The organism is Mesorhizobium muleiense (genome assembly GCF_900099905.1).
GTDB classification, from domain to species: domain Bacteria; phylum Pseudomonadota; class Alphaproteobacteria; order Rhizobiales; family Rhizobiaceae; genus Mesorhizobium; species Mesorhizobium muleiense.
Genome location: NZ_FNEE01000034.1, coordinates 12,577 through 32,871 on the forward strand (window position 1 = coordinate 12,577; position 20,295 = coordinate 32,871).

The following is a 20,295-nucleotide window of genomic DNA, read 5'->3' on the forward strand; positions in this document are numbered from 1 at the left end:
AAACAGATTTGAAGTTCCTGCTCGATCGACGGCATCGGCGTTCAGGAACTTCGAATCCACAACCGTACTGGAGTCACCCCTTTGCGCTATAGGGCCGCACGCCCGGAGGCGCGAGCACTTGGTTTGCGCATGATTCCCAGCGAAAATCGATTTCCGGGGTCACCCTGGCCGACGCTACGCAACGGAGAATCGATCGATGACCCACAGCCATGTTCCGTCGTCCTGGCGGCGGGCGACCTCGGCGGTTACGGTGCCATCGGGAAGACGGGTTGACGTCAGCGCCAGGTCTCCGTTGACAACGGCCGGAGCCTGATCTCCGGCAGCAAATTTTCGGCCCGTTGCGGTGATGTCGGCGAAGAGTGCCCGGATCGCTTCGCGACCACGCGTCAGTCGCCCGTCACCGCTGTCGACGACGGCATGCGGCTCAAAAAGCGCGGCCATGCCGTCGATGTCTCTCACCCATTGCCGGGAGATCAGCAGGCGCTCCAGATCCTGGGGATCACGCGCCGGTTCACGGCTTGGTTCATCGGTCATGGCGAGACTCCTCCGACGCTCGGTAGCAAAGCGTTCGATCCTGCGCCAAGTTTCGTTGGAAGACGAGCCGCGGAAGCTCCGCCATGCTGATCGCAAGGTGGAGCAGCCTGGCGATCATCCTACCCAGCCGAGATCGCGGGTCGCAACGCACCATTCGGCGGCGCGGCGCCGGTGGCTGCGGCCGTTGTTGAGAAAGTCGGCGATCCTTGCCGCCGATTTCGCCGAGGCGAAGGTGAGCAGCCGATCGTGATGGACGACAGGCTCGCCGGTCTCATTGTCCCAGATCTCGAACCGGCAGCTTGGGTTCGGTATGGCTTCGAAACGGATCTTCATATCGATGGCCCCGGTGATCGACGGACCGAGGTTCCGCGACCCGGGCTTACGGATGGCTTACGGGCGTTTTGGATTATGCTTTTGGCAGCGGGCGCGCTCGCTCGATGTCGCCTCGGCTAGTTTGCGTTCGGCGCGAGGCGCTGCGCGACATGGTCGGCGATCGCCAGGCTTGAGGTCAGGCCAGGGCTCTCGATGCCGAACAGATTGACCAGGCCCTCCACGCCGTGCACCGCCGCGTCCTGGATGACGAAGTCGGCATTGGCTTCGCCGGGACCGGAGAGCTTCGGCCGGATGCCGCTATAGGCCGGCTGCAGGCTGCCATCGGCCAGGTCCGGCCAGTATTTGCGGATCTCGTCGTAGAAGCGCTCGCCACGTATTGGATCGACGCGATAGTCGAGTTGATCGGTCCATTCGACGTCAGGCCCGAAGCGGGCGACGCCGTCGAGGTCGAGCGTCAGATGGACGCCGAGCCCGCCGGGTTCGGGCACGGGATAGACCAGCCGCGAGAACGGCGCCCGGCCGGCAACCGAAAAGTAATTGCCCTTGGCGTAGCGAAGTTCTGGCACGAATTGCCGATCGAACCCGTCAAGCGAGCCGGCAAGTGCCGTGGCGCCGAGCCCGGCGGCGTTGATGAAGCGCGCGGTGGCGATTTCAAAGCGCTCGCCGCTGGTGCTGTCGACCGTGTCGAGCACGATGCTACCTTCAACGCGGCCCGAGACGATGCGGGTGTTGAGGCTGAGCGCTGCCCCGTGCTCCTCGGCGTCGCCCAGCAGCGCAAGCATCAGCGCGTGGCTGTCGATGATGCCGGTGGCGGGAGACAAAAGCGCGGCCGTGCCGCGCAGCTTGGGCTCCAGCCTGCGCGCCTCTGCTGCGGTCAAGGGCGTCAAATCGCCCGCGCCGCAAGCAGCGGCATTGGTCAGGATCGAAGCGAGCATCGGCTCCTGTTCGGCATTTGTTGCAACGATGAGCTTGCCGCAGCGCGCATGCGGCACCGCCCGCTCCTGGCAATAACGGTAGAGCCTTTCGCGGCCTGCCACGCAGAGCCGGGCCTTCAGCGATCCGGCCGGATAGTAGATGCCGGCATGGATGACCTCGGAATTACGCGAACTCGTCCCGGTGCCGATGGCGTTCTCGGCCTCGAGGATCAGGGTGTCCATGCCACGCCGCGCCATCTCTCGCGCGATCGCGAGGCCGATGACGCCGGCGCCGGCGACGATGCAGTCGACGTGGTCCACGATCAGGCCACCTCAGCCTTGTTGTTGTGCCTGCTGGTGAGCCGTTCGGGAACCAAGTCTTGGCCTTGCGCACAGCCGGCTTGGCGCAGGTTCCCGCGTTCTGCAGCCCCGAAGCTGAAATTCTGCATGTCTTCCGTCCATCCGCCGGCCCTTCCGAAAGGGCTTGACACCCTTACAAGAAACGGATGCAGCAAACAGCATTAATCCAGAGGCCGATGCGCGCGCCGAACGGCGGCAGGACGCACGTCCCGGCATGCAGGACAGGAGCCATCATGGACGCTCGACCGAATTCCCCCGAAGCCCGCGACATCAGCTACCACATGCACGGCTACACCAATGCCCGCAAGCATGAAGAGGCAGGGCCGCTGGTCATCGAGAAGGGCGACGGCATCTATGTCGAGGATCTCGCCGGCAACCGCTATATCGAGGCGATGGCCGGGCTTTGGAGCGTCGCGGTCGGCTTCTCCGAGAAGCGGCTGGTCGACGCTGCGGTGCGCCAGATGTCCAGGCTGCCTTACTATCACGACTTCGGTTCCAAATCGCATTCGCCGCTGATCGATCTCGCCGAGAAGCTGGTGCAGATGGCGCCGGTGCCGATGAGCAAGGCGTATTTCACCAATTCCGGCTCCGAGGCCAACGATACGGCCATGAAGATGATCTGGTACCGGTCGAATGCGCTCGGCCAGCCGGCGCGCAAGAAGATCATCAGCCGCATTCGCGGCTATCACGGCGTCACCATTGCTTCGGCGAGCCTGACCGGGCTGCCCAACAACCACACTTCCTTCGACCTGCCGATCGCCAATGTGCTGCACACCTCGACGCCGCATCACTGGCGCGAGGCGCTGCCAAATGAGAGCGAAGGAGAGTTTTCGAGCCGGCTTGCTGACGACTTGGAAAAGCTGATCCTGGCCGAAGGACCGGAAACTATCGCTGCCTTCTTCGGCGAGCCGATCATGGGCGCTGGCGGCGTCATCGTGCCGCCGGCCGGCTACTGGGAGAAGATCCAGGCGGTGCTGTCGAAATACGACATCCTGCTCGTCGCCGACGAGGTGATCTGCGGCTTTGGCCGAACCGGCGAAATGTTCGGCTCGCAGACCTTCGGCATCAGGCCCGACATCATGGTGCTGTCGAAGCAGATCTCTTCGTCCTACCTGCCGATCTCGGCCTTGCTGATCAACGAGAAGGTTTTCGAGCCGATTGCCGACGAAAGCAATCGCATCGGCACCTTCGGCCACGGCTTCACCGGCGGCGGCCATCCCGTTGCGGCGGCGGTCGCGCTGGAGAACCTGAAGCTGATCGAGGAGCGCGATCTCGTCGGCAATGCGCGCACGGTCGGCGCGCATATGCAGAAGCGGCTGCGCAAGCTCGCTTCGCACCCGCTTGTCGGCGAGGTGCGCGGCGTCGGCCTGATCGCGGCGGTCGAACTGGTCGGCGACAAGGCGAACAAGACGCCGTGGGAGACGGCCGGCGCGCTGGGCGGGCTCGTCAACGGTTTCATGCAGCAGAACGGCGTCATCTCGCGCAACATGGGCGATGCACTGGCCTTCTGCCCGCCGCTGATCATCACCGAGCCCCAGGTCGATCAGGTGATCGACGCGTTTGAGAGATCGCTTGAAGCCGCGGTCAAGCAGGTCCCGTAATTGGCGCGCGCGTAACGGCGTGATCTCGAGCGACGCAAGCGGCGTTATAAGAAAATTGCGAAAAACTTATAACGCTGCAGGAGAGGATCAGGAATCCTTGTTTGCAGCCAAATCACAGAATGGTTTTGCTCATCAAGATCAGCAAAGCCAATCTCTGCCCGACCTGAGACTTATTTGGCTTTGGCCGGAGGACGCTCGTGATTGGCGAAAGCCGAAGCGACATCCAATCTCCCCCCTTGCGGGGGAGATGTCCGGCAGGACAGAGGGGGGTGGGAAGGATCGCAACTTCGACTTCAGCCTTGCCAACCCAGCTTGAGGGCGTGGCTGCGATCGATTGACAGGTCGGAGGGACAGCACCCCCCTCTGCCTGCCGGCATCTCCCCCGCAAGGGGGGAGATCGGCAGCTTCGGAGGCGGCAATTGCCTTGTTAGTCTTGGTTGTCAACGCGTTGCAGCGAGGTCCGCAACGGCGTCCGGAACGACCACCAGCTTGCCGACAAAATCCTTGGCGATGAAATCCGCCTGGGCGCGGTGGAAATCGGAGAGCTTGTAGACACCGCCGACCAGCGGCCGGATCTTCTTCTCCTCGATGTAGCGGACGATACGACGGAAATCGTGTCGCGTGCCTTGGCTGGAGCCGTGCAGCTGCAATTGCTTGAGATACATGGTGCGCAGATCGAGCTGCACGACCGGGCCGGCAATCGCGCCGGCGGTGGTGTAGCGGCCTTCGGGCCGAAGGATGCGCAACAGGTCATTGAAGATGCCGCCGCCGACGAGGTCGGCAACCACGTCGATCGGCTGGCCGCCGGTCGCGTCGTTCACGGCGGCGGGCAGATCGGCGACGCCACGGGTGATCACCGCCTCGGCGCCGATGTCGAGCACCGCCTGTTCCTTGCCCTTGCCGACGACGGCATAGGGAATGGCGCCGCGCGCCCGCGCCAACTGCACGATGCCGGAGCCGACGCCGCCCGAGGCGCCGGTGACCAGCACGCGCTCGCCGGCCTTCAATGCGGCGCGTTCCAGCATCTGTTCGCCGGTAAGGTAAGCGCAGCAGAAGGTGGCGAGTTCGACGTCGGTCAGGTCGGTGGCGACGACATGGGCATTCTCGGCCGGCACGGTCTGGTACTCGGCATAGCCGCCGTCGCGGCCATGGCCCATATAGTCGATGTCGGCGAGTGAATCATCGTCGCGGTTGTAGATCGAGAAATCGACCATCACCCGCTCACCGATGCGGGCCGAAGAAACACCCTCGCCGACGGCAACGATGTTGCCGACCGTGTCGGTGCCCTGGATACGCGGGAAGGTCAGCGTATTGCCCTGACGCCGCCAGGTCGACACGGCGGCAGCATCTTCCTCCGTGCCGTAGGCGCCCTGGCGCACCCAGACATCGGTGTTGTTCATGCCGCACGCCGTGACCTTGACCAGAATCTCGCCCGGGGCGGGCGAGGGCATTTTCACATCGGTGCGATAGACAAGCTTTTCCGGCCCGCCGTGACCGGTCAGAAGCACGGCGGCCATGGTGGCGGGGAGGGCTTTGGAGGTCATTGATGTTGCTTCCAGATATTCCAGGTTGGCGCTGCCCCTCACCCTTACCCTCTCCCCGTGAACAACGGGGAGAGGGGGGCAGCCGGCGCCGGGTGCTTGACCCTTCTCTACCGAGAAGGTGCCGACAGGCGGATGAGCGGCGGCACCAAGGTCGATAATTAGATGCTGGCAAACACGCCATTCACCGCATCGGCCGTCTTCGACACGACGATGTCCGCCTCTTCGCGGGTGAGGCATAGCGGCGGCGCAAAGCCGAGGATGTCGCCTTGCGGCATGGCGCGGCCGATGACGCCAAGCTCGGCAAGCGCGGTCGCGACCTGCGGCCCGATTTTTTGCGCGGCATCGAAGAACACGCGGTCGTCCCGGTCGGCGACGAATTCGATTGCCGCCAGCATGCCGTCGCCGCGCACCTCGCCGACATTCTTGTGGCCGCCGACGGCTTTCGCCAGTTCGGCGCGGAAATAGGCGCCGGTCTCACCGGCGTTGGTCACCAGGTCCATCTCATCGATCAGTTCCAGGTTGGCGACACCGGCGGCAACGCAGATCGGATGCGCCGAATAGGTCCAGCCATGGCCCAAGCTGCCGAGTTTGTCGGAGCCCTGGACCAGCACCTGCCAGACCTTATCCGAGACGATGACGCCCGACAGCGGCGCATAGGCCGAGGTCAGGCCCTTGGCGATGGTGATCAGGTCGGGTTTGATGCCGTAGTGGTCGGAGCCGAACATGGTGCCCAGCCGGCCGAAGCCGGTGACCACTTCGTCGGCGACCAGCAGCACATCATATTTGTTCAGAACCGCCTGGATCTTTTCCCAGTACAGAGCGGGCGGCGGCACGATGCCGCCGGTGCCGAGGATCGGCTCGCCGATGAAGGCGGCGACCGTGTCCGGGCCCTCGGCCAGGATCATCTCTTCGAGCTTGTCGGCACAGTGCTGGGAAAACTGTTCCTCGCTCATCGAGCGGTCGGCGCGGCGGAAATAGTAGGGCGCTTCGGTGTGCAGGATCGGCGCGCGCGGCAGGTCGAAGGCGTTGTGGAACAGGTCGAGCCCGGTCAGCGATCCGGTCATGACGCCAGAGCCGTGATAGCCGCGCCAGCGTGAGATGATCTTCTTCTTCTCGGGACGGCCGAGCACGTTGTTGTAGTACCAGATCAGCTTGATGTTGGTTTCGTTGGCGTCGGAGCCGGAGAGGCCGAAATAGACCCTCGACATGCCTTGCGGGGCGCGGTCGATGATCATCTTGGAAAGGGTGATCGACGCCTCGGTGCCGTGGCCGACATAGGCATGATAATAGGCAAGGTTCCTGGCCTGGGCGGCGATGGCGTCTGATATCTTCTGGCGGCCATAGCCGACATTGACGCAATAGAGGCCGGCGAAGGCATCGATGCTCTTGCGGCCGTTATTGTCCCAGATGGTGACGCCTTCGCCCCCGGCGATGATGCGGGTCGGCGATTCACCCCGCGCATGCGTGCCCATATGGGTCGAGGGATGGAAGAAGTGGTCGCGGTCCCAGGCGGCGAGTTCGTTGGACTGGTCGAGCATTTTTTTGACTCCTTGGAGAAAGATGGTCCCGACGCGGCCTAAGGTGTGTCGAGATTCAGGTCAGGCCGAGTGGACAATGGTGGCTTCAGAGAACCGGAGCGAAGCGTACTTTTTCGTACGTGAGCACCGGAAGCGCAGGACGCCGCCATTTGCAGACCGGCATCACCTGAATCTCGATACACCTTACGCCACGTCCAGGCAGAGATATCTGAGATCGGTAAAGGCTTCGAGCCCGTGGCGCGAGCCCTCGCGGCCGATGCCGGACTGTTTGACGCCGCCGAATGGAACCGGCGCGCCGGTGATCTTGACGCGGTTGATGGCGACCATACCGTAGTCGAGTGCACGGCCCATGCGCAATTGGCGGCCGCCGTTCTCGGTGACGACATAGGCGACGAGCCCGTATTCGGTGGCGTTGGCGCGGGCGATGACCTCGTCCTCGCTGTCGAAGGGCGTCACCGCGGCGACCGGACCAAAAGTTTCCTCGCGCATGATCAGCGCATCGTCGGTGACATCGGCGAGCAGGGTCGGCCGGTAGAACAGCGGTCCGGCCGGATGTCTGCCGCCGCCGGTTAGGCAGCGCGCGCCATGGGCGAGCGCATCGGCGACCTGCTCCTCGACCTTCTTGACGCCGCGCTCGTGCATCAACGGCCCGATGTCGATGTCATCGGCCAGGCCATTGCCGGTCCGCAGTGCCTCGATGCGCCTGGCGAAGGCGGCGCAGAAACGATCATAAATCGGGCGCTGGACATAGATGCGGTTGGCGGCAAGGCAATCCTGGCCGGAAGTGGCGAATTTGGCGTCGACGGCTGTCGTCACCGCCTTGTCGAGATCGGCGTCGGCAAAGACGATCAGCGGCGCGTGGCCGCCAAGCTCCATGACCAGCCGCTTGATCGTCGGCGCACTTTGCGCGGCGATAAGCCTGCCGATCTCGGTCGAGCCGGTGAAGCTCATGGCGCGGACGCGCGGATCTTCGCACATCCGCCCAACGATGGTCGAGGCCTTGCCGGTGAGAACGTTGAAGACGCCAGCAGGCAGGCCGGCGCGTTCGCCGAGCTCGGCCAGCGCCAGTGCCGACAGCGGCGTTTCCGACGAAGGATGCGCGACGATGGTGCAGCCGGCGGCAAGCGCGGCCGCCGCCTTGCGGGTCAGCATGGCCGCCGGAAAATTCCATGGCGTGACGACGCCGACGACGCCGAGCGGTTCGCGCCGCACCATCATCTCGGCGTTTGGCAAATGGCTGGTGACGCTTTCGGCGTTGAGGCGCTTTCCCTCTTCGGCATACCACTCGACGAAGGAGGCGGCGTAGTCGATCTCGCCAAGCGATTCCTTGAGAGGCTTGCCCTGTTCGAGCGTCATCAACAGCGCCAGATCGTCCTTGGCGGCGATGATCAGGTCGAACCATTTTCGCAGGATTCTTGCGCGTTCCTGTGGGAGAGCGGCGCGCCAGGCGGGAAAGGCGCGCGACGCCGCGTCGATCGCCTTGCTCGTCTGCCTGGCATCGAGCGCGGCAACCCAGGCAACGGTGGCGCCTGTGGCAGGGTCGGTCACCCCAAAACTCTCGGCGGCTTCACTCGCCGTCCACTGGCCGTCGACATAGGCGAGTTGGCGCAGCAGCCGGCGGTCGGCGAGCCGGTCAAGCGCTTCGTGGCGTTGTGGGCGAGCAAAATGCGCGGACATGTTCGAGGTCTCCCGGTTTCGGAGTGATGCGAAGAGACTATGCGCGCGGCGCAGACAGAGAGGCTGTTTCGGAGCGCACGCGTAGAGAGATTGTCTCTATTGGACTGCTCGGGCAGACAATCTGTTCAGCTTATAGGCTGGGCTATCTCATCGAGGAAGTGCCCCCTCACCCGGATTGCCAACCGAATTGCAAAGGGCAATTCGGGGCAATCCGACCTCTCCCCCGAGGGGAGAGGAGATCGCAGCGCTGGCACCTTTCTCTTCTCCCCGCCGGGGAGAAGGTGGCCGCGAAGCGGCCGGATGAGGGGGTTCTTTGCGATTTGCCAGGCCTCACGACTGTGCCGGCAACAGATCGGCAACCGGCAAGGCGACCTCCTCCTTCACCGTCTTGGTGACGATGTAGGTGAAATAACGGTCGATGCCGATCTCGCGTTCGAGCAGGGCGTCGACCAGCCGCTGGTAGGCGTCGATGTCGCGCGCCATCACTTTCAGCAGATAGTCGACGCCGCCGCCTACCGACCAGCAGGCGACGATTTCGGGGACGTCGCGGATGACGCGCTCGAAACGGTCGAAATCGGCCTGGCGGTGGCTGGCCAGCGTCACCTCCATCAGGACGGTGGCGACCGGCGCGACGGCGCGCATTGCAACCTTGGCGTGATAGCCGGAGACGATGCCGGCCCTTTCCAGCTTGCGCAACCGCATCCAGCACGGCGTCGGCGACAGGCCGACCTTGTCGGCGAGCGCCAGCTTGGTGATGCGCCCGTCGCGCTGAACCGCGTCGAGGATTTTCAGGTCGATCTGATCCAGTTTCAATGCGGCCATGAGCGTCCACTTTTTTCCGCGACACCATGACGGCGCATTATTTCGATTGTCAATTGCACTGATTTCGATCTCTAATATGTCATGACATTGTGGCGTCCAGATCCCGCGCTTATCCGGCGGCCGGCCTATCAATCGCTCGCCGACCAGTTCGCGCGCGCCATTCATGACGGACGGCTGGCCAACGGCGCGCGGCTGCCGACGCATCGCCGGCTGGCCGACGATTTGAAGCTTTCGGTGCAGACAGTCAGCCGCGCCTATGAGGAACTGATCCGCCGGGGCCTGGTCTCCGGCGAGATCGGCCGCGGCAGCTTCGTGCAGACGCAGCGCCGCGAGCCGGAACCGCCCTATCTGCCGGAGCGCCTTGGCGAGGTCATCGACCTGTCGATCCTGAAGCCGGTCTGCGAGCCGATGCATCTGGAGCGGCTGAAGCAGGCGCTGGGCTGGCTCGCCGAGAACCTGCCGTCGACCTCGGCGCTGTCGTTCCGGCCGAACATGGTGTTTCCGCGCCACCGTGCAGTGGCGGTCGAATGGCTGCGGCTGTGCGGTCTCGACGTGTCGGCGCAGAATGTCAGCCTGACCAACGGCGCCACGGCCGGCATGACGGTGGCGCTGATGAGCGTGGCGCCGCCGGGTTCGACCGTCGCCACCGAGGCGATCGGCCATCACACGCTGATCCCGCTGGCGCGCTATCTCGGCTTCAACCTTGAGGGTCTGCCGATCGACGACAACGGCCTGATCCCGGAGGCGCTCGACGAGGCGTGCCGGCTTTCCGACATCCGCGCCGTGTTCGTGCAGCCCTCGGTGATCAATCCGACTGCAACATTGATGAATGCCGCGCGGCGCGAGCAGATCGCTGCGGTGGCGCGCAGGCACGACATCGCCATCATCGAGAACGACGTGCTCGGGCCGCTCGTCGAGGGCCGTCCGCCGCCGGTCGCCGCCTTCGCGCCCGAGCGCACGCTCTACGTCACCTCCTTCACCAAGATCGTGCTGCCAGGCCTGCGCATCGGTTATCTCGCGGCGCCCGACCGCTATGTCGCTGCCGTCGCCAACCGGCATCTCGTCTCCAACTGGATGGCGACGCCGATGGTGGCGGAGATCGCGACAAAATGGGTGACCGACGGCACGGCGATGGAACTCGTCCGCTGGCAACGGTCGGCGCTGCGGCGGCGGCAGGAGATTGCCGCCCAGGTGCTTGCCGGGGTCGACTACCGCGTCCATCGTGACGGGCTGCATCTGTGGCTGGAACTGCCCGGCGACCGCGCCGAGGAGGGCTTCGTCTCACAGGCCCGCCTGCAGGGCGTGGCGATCGCACCAGGCACATCGTTTCGCATTTCGGCGGCGCCCTGGCAGCCGGCAGTGCGCATCTCGCTGGGCTCGACCACCGAGGGGGAACTGCGCGCAGGCCTCAGTGTTGTCACTAAACTTCTGCTCGGCGACCCGGAGCATCTGCTGCTGGCGATCTAGGCAAGCATTGCCGCGAAATTCTGCGGAGTCAGAAACATTGTCATGAGTTTATTTTCCTGATTGACATGATTTGGCGCGTTCCGCATCGTTAAGGCACAGCTTCTCCAGCACGGGGAAATTCTTTGTCCGCGCCCATCATCAAGATCAACGCCATTTCGAAAAGCTTCGGCACCTTCAAGGTGCTGGACGGACTGTCGATGCAGGTCATGCCGCGCGAGAAGCTGGCGCTAATCGGCCCATCCGGCTCCGGCAAGACGACGATCCTGCGCATCCTGATGACGCTGGAGAGGATCGACAGCGGCCACATCCAGATCGACGGCGAGCAGCTTTACCACATGGAGCGCAACGGCCAGTTGCTGCCCGCCGACGAACGGCATCTGGCAAGAATGCGCCAGAAGATCGGCATGGTCTTCCAGCTGTTCAACCTGTTTCCGCACAAGAGCGTCATCGACAACGTCACGCTGGCGCCGATCCTGACCAAGGGCATGCCGCGCGCCGCCGCCGAAAAGCGGGCCATGGAACTGCTCGACATGGTCGGCATGGCCGACAAGGCGAAAGCGATGCCGGCGCAGCTTTCCGGCGGCCAGAAGCAGCGCGTTGCCATCGCTCGCGCCTTGGCGCTGCAGCCCAGGATCATGCTGTTCGACGAGGTGACATCGGCGCTCGATCCGGAACTGGTCGAGGAGGTGCTGAACGTGTTGTGGCGGCTCTGCTCGGAGACCGACATGACCATGCTGCTGGTCACCCACGAAATGGGTTTTGCCCATGATTTCGCCGACCGGGTTCTGTTCTTCGACCGCGGCAAGATCGTCGAGGAAGGCAAGCCGGACGAGATTTTTCGCAACCCCAAGCAGGAGCGTACGCAAGCTTTCCTGAAGAAGATCATCGCGGCCGGACATCGCGTCTGACTGCCATGCCCCGGGCGGCAACGCCGTCCTCCAGGGCGGCGAAGCCGTCCCGCATACTCAAGAACGACCAAACCAAAAGAGAAACAAGGAGTTGGGAACAATGAAGAAACTTGGCATTCTGGCCGGCGTGGCCGGTGTTGCACTGACCGCAATTCTGGCCGCTTCGACCGCGGGGTCGGCCGACGACAGCAAGCTCGAAGAGCTCAAGGCACAGGGCTTCGCCCGTGTCGCCATCGCCAACGAGCCGCCCTATACGGCGGTTGCGGCCGACGGCAAGGTTTCGGGTGCGGCACCCGATGTGGCCCGTGAAATCTTCAAGCGTCTTGGTGTCAACGACATCGTCGCCTCGATCTCGGAATATGGCGCGATGATCCCCGGCCTGCAGGCCGGCCGTTTCGACGTCGTCACCGCCGGCCTGTTCATGAAACCGGAGCGCTGCGCGGCGGTCGCTTATTCGGAGCCGGTGCTGTGCGACGCCGAGGCAATGCTGGTCAAGAAGGGCAACCCGAAGGGCTTCAAGAGCTATGAGGATGTCGCCAAGGATGCCACCGCAACGATCGGGGCGCCGGGCGGCGGCACCGAGGAGAAGCTGGCGCTCACTGCCGGCGTGCCGCGTGACCGCGTCATCGTCGTGCCGGATGGCCAGAGCGGCCTGAAGATGCTGCAGGACGGCCGCATCGACGCCTATTCCCTGCCGGTGCTGTCGATCAACGATCTGGTCAAGAAGGCCAACGATCCGAACCTCGAAGTCGTCGCCCCGGTGGTCGGCGCGCCGGTCTATTGCGACGGCGCGGCGTTCAAGAAGGGCGATGAGGCGCTGCGCGACGCCTATGACGTCGAATTGGCCAAGCTGAAGGAGTCCGGCGAATTCGCCAAGATCATCGAGCCCTACGGTTTTTCGGCCGCGGCGGCGATGTCGACGAGCCGCGACAAGCTCTGCTCGGCAAAATAGGCGCCTTTTTCCTTCTCCCCGTTCACGGGGAGAAGGTGTCACGAAGTGACGGATGAGGGGCAGCGCCAGTTCTGCCAAATTGGCTCTGCCCCTCATCTGCCTGCCGGCATCTTCTCCCCGTGAACAGGGAGAAGATGCCAAGACTATAACTGTAAAACGCTGGAAATTCGAACTTCATGACCCAATGGTCCGGCTATTTCGGCCTGATATTGCAGGGAGCGCTTGTTACCATCGAGCTGACGCTGATGGGGTCGGTGCTTGCCCTGATCATGGCCTTTCTCGCCGGGTTGGGGCGGCTGTCGCGTTTTTTCGCCATTCGGGCGCTGGCCACCGCCTATATCGAATTCTTCCGCGGCACCTCGATCTTCGTGCAGCTGTTCTGGGCCTATTTCGTGCTGCCGTTCGTCGGCATTTCGCTGACGCCGCTGCAGGCCGGCGTGCTGGCGCTTGGCCTCAATGTCGGCGCCTATGGCGCGGAGGTGGTGCGCGGCGCCATCCAGTCGATCGGCCGCGAACAGTACGAGGCCTGCATCGCGGTCAATCTCGGCCGCTGGCAAGCCATGCGCCATGTCATCCTGCCGCAGGCGCTGCTGGTCATGCTGCCGACCTTCGGCAACAACGCCATCGAATTGCTCAAGGCCACCGCCGTCGTTTCGCTGATCTCGCTCACCGACCTGACCTTCCAGGCGCAGGTGGTGCGCTCGCAGACCGGGAACACGCTGGTGCCGTTCACCACCATTCTCGTCATCTATTTCACCCTTGCGCTGATTATTTCCTGGGGTGTGCGTTCGCTGGAACGCCGCATGGCCCGCGGCCTCGACGGGGTGCGCGTCTGATGGATCGGGCCTCGTAATGGAGTGGGATTGGAATTTCGTCTGGGAGATCATGCCGACCCTGATCGAGGGCGTGAAGATCACCATCCTGGCGACGCTGCTCGGCTCGGTCCTGGCCGCGATCGTGGGGTTGGCCATCGCGCTGGCGCGGCGCTCGCCGAACAAGGGCTTGTCGCGCAGCGTCGGCTTCCTCGCCGAGTTCATCCGCGGCACGCCGCTTTTGGTGCAGCTGTATTTCATCTTCTACGTGCTGCCGGACATCGGTATCCTGCTGCCGCCGCTGGTGGCGGGCGTCATCGGCCTCGGGCTGCATTACGGCACCTACACGGCCGAGGTCTATCGCGCCGGCATCGACAATGTGCCGCGCGGTCAGTGGGAAGCCGCCAAGGCCTGCAATCTCAACGCCAGGCAGACCTGGACCCACATCATCATGCCGCAGGCTATCCCGCCGATGATCCCGGCGCTTGCCAACTACTTCATCGCCATGTTCAAGGAGACGCCGCTGCTGTCGGCGATCACCGTGCTGGAACTGATGAACCAGGCCAAGAGCGTCGCCAACACCTACTACCGCTATGTCGAGCCGATGACCTTGGTCGGTGCGTTCTTCCTCGTCATCAGCCTGTTCTCGGTCGTGCTGCTGCGCTGGCTGGAACGTCGCTACGGACGCATTGAAAAATGACAGTTCCTTCGACCAAACCGTTGGCAAGGAGCGCATGGTGACCGCTCCAGTCGACATCCGCTTGCACTCGACACGGCCGGCGCTCGACGCGCGTCCGCTGGAAAAGCGCGTCGGCCTGATCATCCTTGCCACCGACCATACGACCGAACCGGATTTTCGTCGCATGGTGGCAAGCGACCGGATCGGCGTCTATGTCGCGCGCATCCCCTATGCCAATCCGACGACGCCGGACAATTTGCGCAAGATGCAGCCGTCGCTGACGGCGGGCGCCGCGCTCATCCTGCCCGATGAGCCGCTCGACGCGGTCTGCTATTCCTGCACCTCGGCCTCGGTCGTCATCGGCGATGCCGAGATCGAGGCGGCGGTGCAGGCGGCCAAGCCCGGCGTACCCGTGGTTACGCCGCCGATGGCAGGGCTGCGCGGCTTGAAAGCGCTGGGCGCCAGGACGATCAGTATTCTTACTCCCTACACGGTCGAGACCAGCCGGCCGATGGCCGCCTATTTCGCGGCGCACGGGTTCGAGATCGCCAGCTTCACCTGTCTCGGCCTCGACGACGACCGCGAGATGGCGCGGATTGCACCGGCCACGCTGGTCGATCTGGCAGCCAATACGACCGACGCGCAAGCGGACGCACTGTTCGTCTCCTGCACGGCGCTGCGGGCAGCACTTGCCGTCGTCGGCATGGAAGAGGCGATCGGCCGTCCGGTCGTGACCAGCAACCAGGCAACCGCCTGGAACTGCCTGCGGCTTTGCGGCGACGACGAGCCGCGCGCCGAATTCGGCCGTCTGATGACGCTGCCTTTGGGACAATGAGGCCATGACACCTGCGCCCATCACCCTCGCCGATATCCAGTCAGCCCGCGAGCGCGTCGCAGGCAAGGTCGAGCGCACGCCGACCGTGCTTTCCCCGAGTCTTTCCGGGCACTTGGGCGCGCCTGTTTATCTCAAGCTCGAACATCGGCAGACCACCGGCAGCTTCAAGCTGCGTGGCGCCTCGAACGCCATCGCGTCGCTGAACGCCGAGGAGAAGGCGCGCGGCGTGGTCGCCGCCTCGACCGGCAATCACGGCCGGGCGCTGGCTCATGCGGCAAAGCTCGAAGGCATGCGCGCGACGATCTGCATGTCGCGACTGGTGCCGCAGAACAAGCTCGACGAAATCCGCCGGCTCGGTGCCGAGATCCGCATCGTCGGCAACAGCCAGGACGATGCGCAGCAGGAGGTCGACCGGCTGGTCGCGGAAGACGGTCTGATCATGCTGCCGCCCTTCGACCATCCTGATATCATCGCCGGGCAAGGCACGCTCGGGCTGGAAATCATCGAGCAGGTTGCGGACGCCGCCCTGGTGCTGGTGCCGCTGTCCGGCGGCGGGCTGGCGGCGGGTGTCGCCGCTGCCGTGAAGGGCGTCAGCCCCGGCACGAAGGTCATCGGCGTTTCGATGACGCGGGGTGCGGCGATGAAGGCAAGCCTCGATGCCGGACATCCGGTTCTGGTCGAGGAACTGCCGACGCTGGCGGATTCGCTCGGCGGCGGTGTCGGCCTCGACAACCGGCTGACCTTCTCGATGTGCCGCGACCTGCTCGACGATGTTATCCTGCTCAGCGAGGACGAGATCGCCGCCGGCATCCGCCACGCCTATGAACAGGAGCGCGAGATCGTCGAAGGCGCCGGCGCGGTTTGCATCGCCGCCGTGCTTGCCGGCAAGGCCAGGGCGAGCGGCCCCACTGTGCTCGTTCTGTCGGGCCGCAACATCGACATGACGCTGCACAGGAAAGTCGTTTGTGGCGAAGCAATTGAGGAGAGCGCCGCATGAGCCGGATGACGATACTGACCGAAGCCGAATTGCGCGCGATCGTGAAGCTCGATCTCGATGCCGTCGCCTGCGTCGAAAATGCGTTCCGCGCGCTTGCCACCTTGCCGGTGGCGATGCCGCCGATCCTGCGGCTCGACATTCCCGAGCATCGCGGCGAGGTCGACGTCAAGACCGCCTACGTGCCTGGCATCGACGGTTTTGCCATCAAGATCAGTCCCGGCTTCTTCGACAATCCGAAGCTCGGCCTGCCCAGCGTCAACGGCATGATGGTGCTGCTGTCGTCAAAAACCGGGCTGGTCGAGGCGCTGCTGCTCGACAATGGTTATTTGACCGATGTCCGCACGGCGGCGGCCGGTGCGGTCGCAGCGAAACATCTTTCGCGAGCCGACGCTTCGATCGCCGCGATCTTCGGCGCCGGCGTCCAGGCTGGACTGCAGCTCGAGGCGCTTATGCTGGTGCGGCCGATCGCCGAGGCCCGGATCTGGGCCAGGGATCCCGCCAAGGCCGAAGCCGCGGCGGATGCATTGCGTGAAAGACTGGGCATCGTCGTGCGCGCCGAGCCCGACGCGGCCACGGCGGCGGCCGGCGCCGACATCATCGTCACCACGACGCCGTCGACCGAACCGCTGATCAAGGCCGGCTTCGTCTCCGCCGGCCAGCACATCACCGCGATGGGCTCGGACGCCGAGCACAAGAACGAGATCGCGCCGGCGATCCTGCGCATGGCCGATCTCTACGTCGCCGACAGCGCGAAACAGACGCGGCTGCTTGGCGAATTGCATCATGCCATCGCGACGGGGGTGATGGCAGCCGAAGCCGAGATCACAGAGCTCGGCCAGATCATCGCCGGCGATAGACATGGCCGCCGTTCGGACAGCGACATCACCATTGCCGACCTCACCGGCACCGGCGTGCAGGACACTGCGATCGCCACGCTCGCCCGCGACCGTGCCCAGGCGGCCAACACCGGGACGATTTTCGAAAGCTGATACCGGCCGCAAGGCCCAACAAACGAGGACCAAGAGCAATGCAGCCCAATCTAAAATTCTCGCGCGGCGAATATGAGGATCGCCTCGCCAAGACCCGGAAGGCCATGGCAGCAAAGGGCGTCGATCTGCTTGTTGTCAGCGATCCGTCCAACATGGCCTGGCTGACCGGCTATGACGGCTGGTCGTTCTACGTGCACCAGGCCGTCATCGTGCCGCCGTCGGGCGAACCGGTGTGGTACGGGCGCGGCCAGGACGCCAACGGCGCCAAGCGCACCGCCTATCTCGCGCACGACAACATCGTTGGCTATGCCGACCATTATGTGCAGTCGACCGAACGCCACCCGATGGATTTTCTGTCGCAGGTGCTGGCCGATCGCGGCTGGGGCAAGCTCAGCATCGGCGTCGAGATGGACAATTACTGGTTCTCGGCCGCTGCCTTCGCATCGCTGCAGAAACACCTGCCCAATGCCCGCTTCGTCGACGCCACAGCACTCGTCAACTGGCAGCGCGCGGTGAAGAGCCCGACCGAAATCGACTATATGCGCAAGGCCGCCCGCATCGTCGAAGCGATGCACCAGCGCATCGTCGACAAGATCGAAGTCGGGATGCGCAAATGCGATCTGGTCGCCGAGATCTATGATGCCGGCACCCGCGGCGTCGACGGGCCAGAGGGAAAGATTGGCGGCGACTACCCGGCGATCGTGCCGCTGCTGCCGTCGGGCGCCGATGCGTCGGCGCCGCATCTGACCTGGGACGACCGGCCGATGAAATCGGGCGAGGGCACCTTCTTCGAGATCGCCGGCTGCTATAACCGTTACCATTGTCCGCTTTCGCGGACTGTGTTCCTCGGTAAACCCACGCAGGAATTCCTCGATGCCGAAAAGGCGACGCTGGAAGGCATGGAGGCCGGGCTTGCGGCGGCAAAGCCCGGCAATACCTGCGAGGACATCGCCAACGCCTTCTTCGCGGTGCTGAAGAGATACGGTATCGTCAAGGACAACCGCACCGGCTATCCGATCGGGCTTTCCTATCCGCCGGATTGGGGCGAGCGCACGATGAGCCTGCGCCCCGGCGACCGCACCGAGCTGAAGCCCGGCATGACCTTCCATTTCATGACCGGCCTGTGGCTGGAGACGATGGGGCTCGAGATCACCGAATCCATCCTGATCACCGAGACCGGCGTCGAGTGCCTGGCCAATGTGCCGCGCAAGCTGGTGGTGAAGAATTGAGCCCGATGTCCAGCCTTCGCCCGTCGCCAATCACGCCGACCGTCGATTTCGACCGCGACGGCGTGCAGCACGGCTTCCTGCGGCTGCCGTACAGCCGCGACGATTCGGCCTGGGGATCGGTGATGATCCCGATCTGCGTGATCCGCAACGGCAGCGGGCCGAGCGCATTGCTCACCGGCGGCAATCATGGCGACGAATATGAGGGGCCGCTGGCGCTCTACGATCTCGCCCGCACGCTCGATCTCAAGCAAGTCAGCGGCACGGTCATCATCGTGCCGGCAATGAACTATCCGGCGTTCCGCGCCGGCACCCGCACCTCGCCGATCGACAAGGGCAATCTGAACCGCAGCTTTCCCGGCCGGCCCGACGGCACGGTGACCGAGAAGATCGCCGATTATTTTCAACGTGAGTTGCTCCCCCGTGCAGACATCGCGCTCGACTTCCACTCCGGCGGCAAGACGCTCGACTTCGTGCCGTTCTGCGCCGCCCATATCCGGCCCGACAAGGAGTTGGAGGCGAAGGGCTTCGCCGCGGTGGAGGCGTTCTCGGCGCCGTGGTCGATGAAGATGCTGGAGATCGATGCGGTCGGCATGTTCGACACTGCCGCCGAAGAGATGGGCAAGCTGTTCATCACCACCGAGCTTGGCGGCGGTGGGACTTCGCGCGCGGAAACGGTGCGGATCGCCCGTCGCGGCGTGCTCAATGTGCTGCGCCATGCCGGCATCGTCGCCGGTGCGGTCGAGATGCAGCCGACCCGCTGGCTGGACATGCCTTCGGGCGATTGCTTCTCGTTCGCCGAGGACGACGGGATGATCGAAACGATGATCGATCTCGGCGAGCCTGTCGAACAGGGCCAGGTCCTGGCGCGCATCCACTCCATTGGCCGCACCGGTGCCGCACCTCAGGAGATCAGGGCAAGGATGTCGGGTCTACTGGCTGCCCGCCATTTCCCCGGACTGGTCAAGGCGGGCGACTGCACCGCCGTGGTCGCCGTGCTGGTCGATTGAAGGCAAGGCAATCGAAACTGCTTGCGACAATGCTACTCGATCAGCAGCAAGCCGCGTTTCTTGTCGCCATCGCTATCGATTGTGTCCATGGCTGAGAACAGGCGCTCACGCTCGACCAGCCAAGGCTTGTAGTCCTCGTTTACATCGAGGACGAAGACCATGTCCTCGGCCTCCAGATATCCTCCGACCGGGGAAAAATGGCCAGCACCGGCGCCGAAAATCTTCTCGCGGGTGAAGTTGACGATGTAACGGCGGTCGGGATCGTTGGCGCGCTTCATGTGCTCGCGAAACGCATCGGCGCTCAGATTCCGAAGCACCGAAACCTTCCGCTTGGTGTTCGTTCGAGCGACCTCGGCAAGCTCGTCCAGCGTGAGGCCAATGACGCAAAAACCGGTCCAGCACATTCCCGTTCCCGCGAGGACTTCGGCTTCGGTTGTCTCCTCCTCGCCGATGGAGCGGAATGTGTTTGCGACACTTGCCGGGCCGCACCTTGATCCGTTTGATTGCCATGTGACGTCGGCATTGAAGGTGGCAGCCACGGGCAGCTTCCAGCCGCTGTCGATCAATTCAGGGGTGCGGGTAACCGACGACGGGATTGCGTCTTGCGAAACTCTGGACTGGCCGGCAATCAAAAGTGCGGCGCCGCCCAGCACGCCGACGACGGCGATCACAATCACACCGAAAGCGAGACGGCGCTTCATTGCTGAATCTCGGAGCAGGCAGCAACGGGAGAATGAACAAAAGGCACCGCAACGTCAATCGGCGCCGCACCCGGCCAGTCGCAATCTGGTCCTGCAGCAACCGTAACCGGCCGCTTACCAAGCCGGCTGCCGCCGCTCATCGCCGTGAGCGCTGGGTCTGGGAGAGTATGGATCGGGCAGGGAACTTCGCCGGTGAAAGAGCGGGGTCGTTTCGTTAGCGCCAATAGCTGCTGCGCCTGCAAACCTCAGGCTTCCAGAGACGACCCAAATTACGACTTGCTCGGCGTAGGCGTCGCTAAAGGCGAAACCTAACGAAGCCCAAGGAAGCTGAGTATCGCAATTACGATAACGACGGCCCCGACCAGCCAGATGATATTGTTCATGACAGCTCTCCTT

Annotated in this window: 19 protein-coding genes; 11 read left to right on the forward strand and 8 right to left on the reverse strand. The window is 64.0% G+C overall.

Annotated features, from left to right (window positions below; translation table 11 throughout):
* Positions 1-174: 174 nt before the first annotated feature.
* From BLT09_RS31310 to BLT09_RS31320, 3 genes are all read right to left on the reverse strand, one after another.
* Positions 175-534, reverse strand: coding sequence for a YybH family protein (locus BLT09_RS31310; protein ID WP_091600359.1), 360 nt, complete (start codon positions 532-534; stop codon positions 175-177).
* Between the two features lie 114 nt (positions 535-648).
* Positions 649-867: a hypothetical protein gene (locus BLT09_RS31315; RefSeq protein ID WP_091600360.1), complete on the reverse strand. Its 219-nt coding sequence runs from the start codon at positions 865-867 to the stop codon at positions 649-651.
* A gap of 116 nt (positions 868-983) precedes the next feature.
* Complete coding sequence (locus BLT09_RS31320; RefSeq protein ID WP_091600361.1) at positions 984-2,102, reverse strand: NAD(P)/FAD-dependent oxidoreductase; 1,119 nt, start codon at positions 2,100-2,102, stop codon at positions 984-986.
* Positions 2,103-2,374: 272 nt separating this feature from the next.
* Between BLT09_RS31320 and BLT09_RS31325 the strand changes: the two genes are divergently transcribed.
* On the forward strand, positions 2,375-3,742 hold the full coding sequence (locus BLT09_RS31325; protein WP_091600390.1) for an aspartate aminotransferase family protein: 1,368 nt from the start codon (positions 2,375-2,377) through the stop codon (positions 3,740-3,742).
* Positions 3,743-4,182: 440 nt separating this feature from the next.
* Here BLT09_RS31325 and BLT09_RS31330 read toward each other — a convergent pair whose 3' ends face one another.
* The 4 genes from BLT09_RS31330 to BLT09_RS31345 form a co-directional block, all read right to left on the reverse strand.
* A complete protein-coding gene (locus BLT09_RS31330) occupies positions 4,183-5,286 on the reverse strand; it encodes an alcohol dehydrogenase family protein (RefSeq protein ID WP_091600362.1) in 1,104 nt (367 codons plus the stop codon).
* A 158-nt stretch (positions 5,287-5,444) separates the two neighbouring features.
* A complete protein-coding gene (locus tag BLT09_RS31335; protein WP_091600363.1) occupies positions 5,445-6,824 on the reverse strand; it encodes an aspartate aminotransferase family protein in 1,380 nt (459 codons plus the stop codon).
* A gap of 183 nt (positions 6,825-7,007) precedes the next feature.
* Positions 7,008-8,501, reverse strand: a complete 1,494-nt coding sequence (locus BLT09_RS31340) for an NAD-dependent succinate-semialdehyde dehydrogenase (RefSeq protein ID WP_091600364.1) — start codon at positions 8,499-8,501, stop codon at positions 7,008-7,010.
* 330 nt (positions 8,502-8,831) lie between these two features.
* A complete protein-coding gene (locus BLT09_RS31345; RefSeq protein WP_167366592.1) occupies positions 8,832-9,314 on the reverse strand; it encodes an Lrp/AsnC family transcriptional regulator in 483 nt (160 codons plus the stop codon).
* A gap of 90 nt (positions 9,315-9,404) precedes the next feature.
* Between BLT09_RS31345 and ehuR the strand changes: the two genes are divergently transcribed.
* The 10 genes from ehuR (at position 9,405) to doeB (ending at position 19,198) form a co-directional block, all read left to right on the forward strand.
* Positions 9,405-10,790: a MocR-like ectoine utilization transcription factor EhuR gene (gene ehuR / locus BLT09_RS31350; protein WP_023797845.1), complete on the forward strand. Its 1,386-nt coding sequence runs from the start codon at positions 9,405-9,407 to the stop codon at positions 10,788-10,790.
* 122 nt (positions 10,791-10,912) lie between these two features.
* Positions 10,913-11,698 (forward strand): ectoine/hydroxyectoine ABC transporter ATP-binding protein EhuA, encoded by a 786-nt coding sequence (ehuA, locus tag BLT09_RS31355; RefSeq protein ID WP_091600366.1) that lies wholly within the window; start codon positions 10,913-10,915, stop codon positions 11,696-11,698.
* 100 nt (positions 11,699-11,798) lie between these two features.
* Positions 11,799-12,650 carry an ectoine/hydroxyectoine ABC transporter substrate-binding protein EhuB gene (ehuB, locus tag BLT09_RS31360; protein WP_023797848.1) on the forward strand — a complete coding sequence of 284 codons (852 nt, stop codon included), beginning with the start codon at positions 11,799-11,801 and terminating at the stop codon, positions 12,648-12,650.
* Between the two features lie 176 nt (positions 12,651-12,826).
* Entirely contained in the window at positions 12,827-13,486 is a 660-nt protein-coding gene (gene ehuC / locus BLT09_RS31365) for an ectoine/hydroxyectoine ABC transporter permease subunit EhuC (RefSeq protein ID WP_091600367.1), read from the forward strand.
* A gap of 16 nt (positions 13,487-13,502) precedes the next feature.
* Complete coding sequence (gene ehuD / locus BLT09_RS31370; RefSeq protein WP_091600368.1) at positions 13,503-14,162, forward strand: ectoine/hydroxyectoine ABC transporter permease subunit EhuD; 660 nt, start codon at positions 13,503-13,505, stop codon at positions 14,160-14,162.
* A 34-nt stretch (positions 14,163-14,196) separates the two neighbouring features.
* On the forward strand, positions 14,197-14,976 hold the full coding sequence (eutA, locus tag BLT09_RS31375; protein ID WP_091600391.1) for an ectoine utilization protein EutA: 780 nt from the start codon (positions 14,197-14,199) through the stop codon (positions 14,974-14,976).
* A 4-nt stretch (positions 14,977-14,980) separates the two neighbouring features.
* The gene (gene eutB / locus BLT09_RS31380; protein ID WP_091600369.1) at positions 14,981-15,973 is read left to right on the forward strand and encodes a hydroxyectoine utilization dehydratase EutB; all 993 of its coding nucleotides are present in this window, start codon (positions 14,981-14,983) and stop codon (positions 15,971-15,973) included.
* Complete coding sequence (eutC, locus tag BLT09_RS31385) at positions 15,970-16,962, forward strand: ectoine utilization protein EutC (RefSeq protein ID WP_091600370.1); 993 nt, start codon at positions 15,970-15,972, stop codon at positions 16,960-16,962. Before eutB ends, eutC begins: the two co-directional genes overlap by 4 nt.
* 38 nt (positions 16,963-17,000) lie before the next feature.
* Positions 17,001-18,191 (forward strand): ectoine hydrolase DoeA, encoded by a 1,191-nt coding sequence (gene doeA / locus BLT09_RS31390; protein ID WP_091600371.1) that lies wholly within the window; start codon positions 17,001-17,003, stop codon positions 18,189-18,191.
* 5 nt (positions 18,192-18,196) lie between these two features.
* Complete coding sequence (gene doeB / locus BLT09_RS31395) at positions 18,197-19,198, forward strand: N(2)-acetyl-L-2,4-diaminobutanoate deacetylase DoeB (RefSeq protein WP_091600372.1); 1,002 nt, start codon at positions 18,197-18,199, stop codon at positions 19,196-19,198.
* A gap of 32 nt (positions 19,199-19,230) precedes the next feature.
* Here the strand turns inward: doeB and BLT09_RS31400 are convergent, their stop codons facing one another.
* Positions 19,231-19,899: a phytochelatin synthase family protein gene (locus BLT09_RS31400; RefSeq protein ID WP_091600373.1), complete on the reverse strand. Its 669-nt coding sequence runs from the start codon at positions 19,897-19,899 to the stop codon at positions 19,231-19,233.
* Positions 19,900-20,295 lie beyond the last annotated feature (396 nt).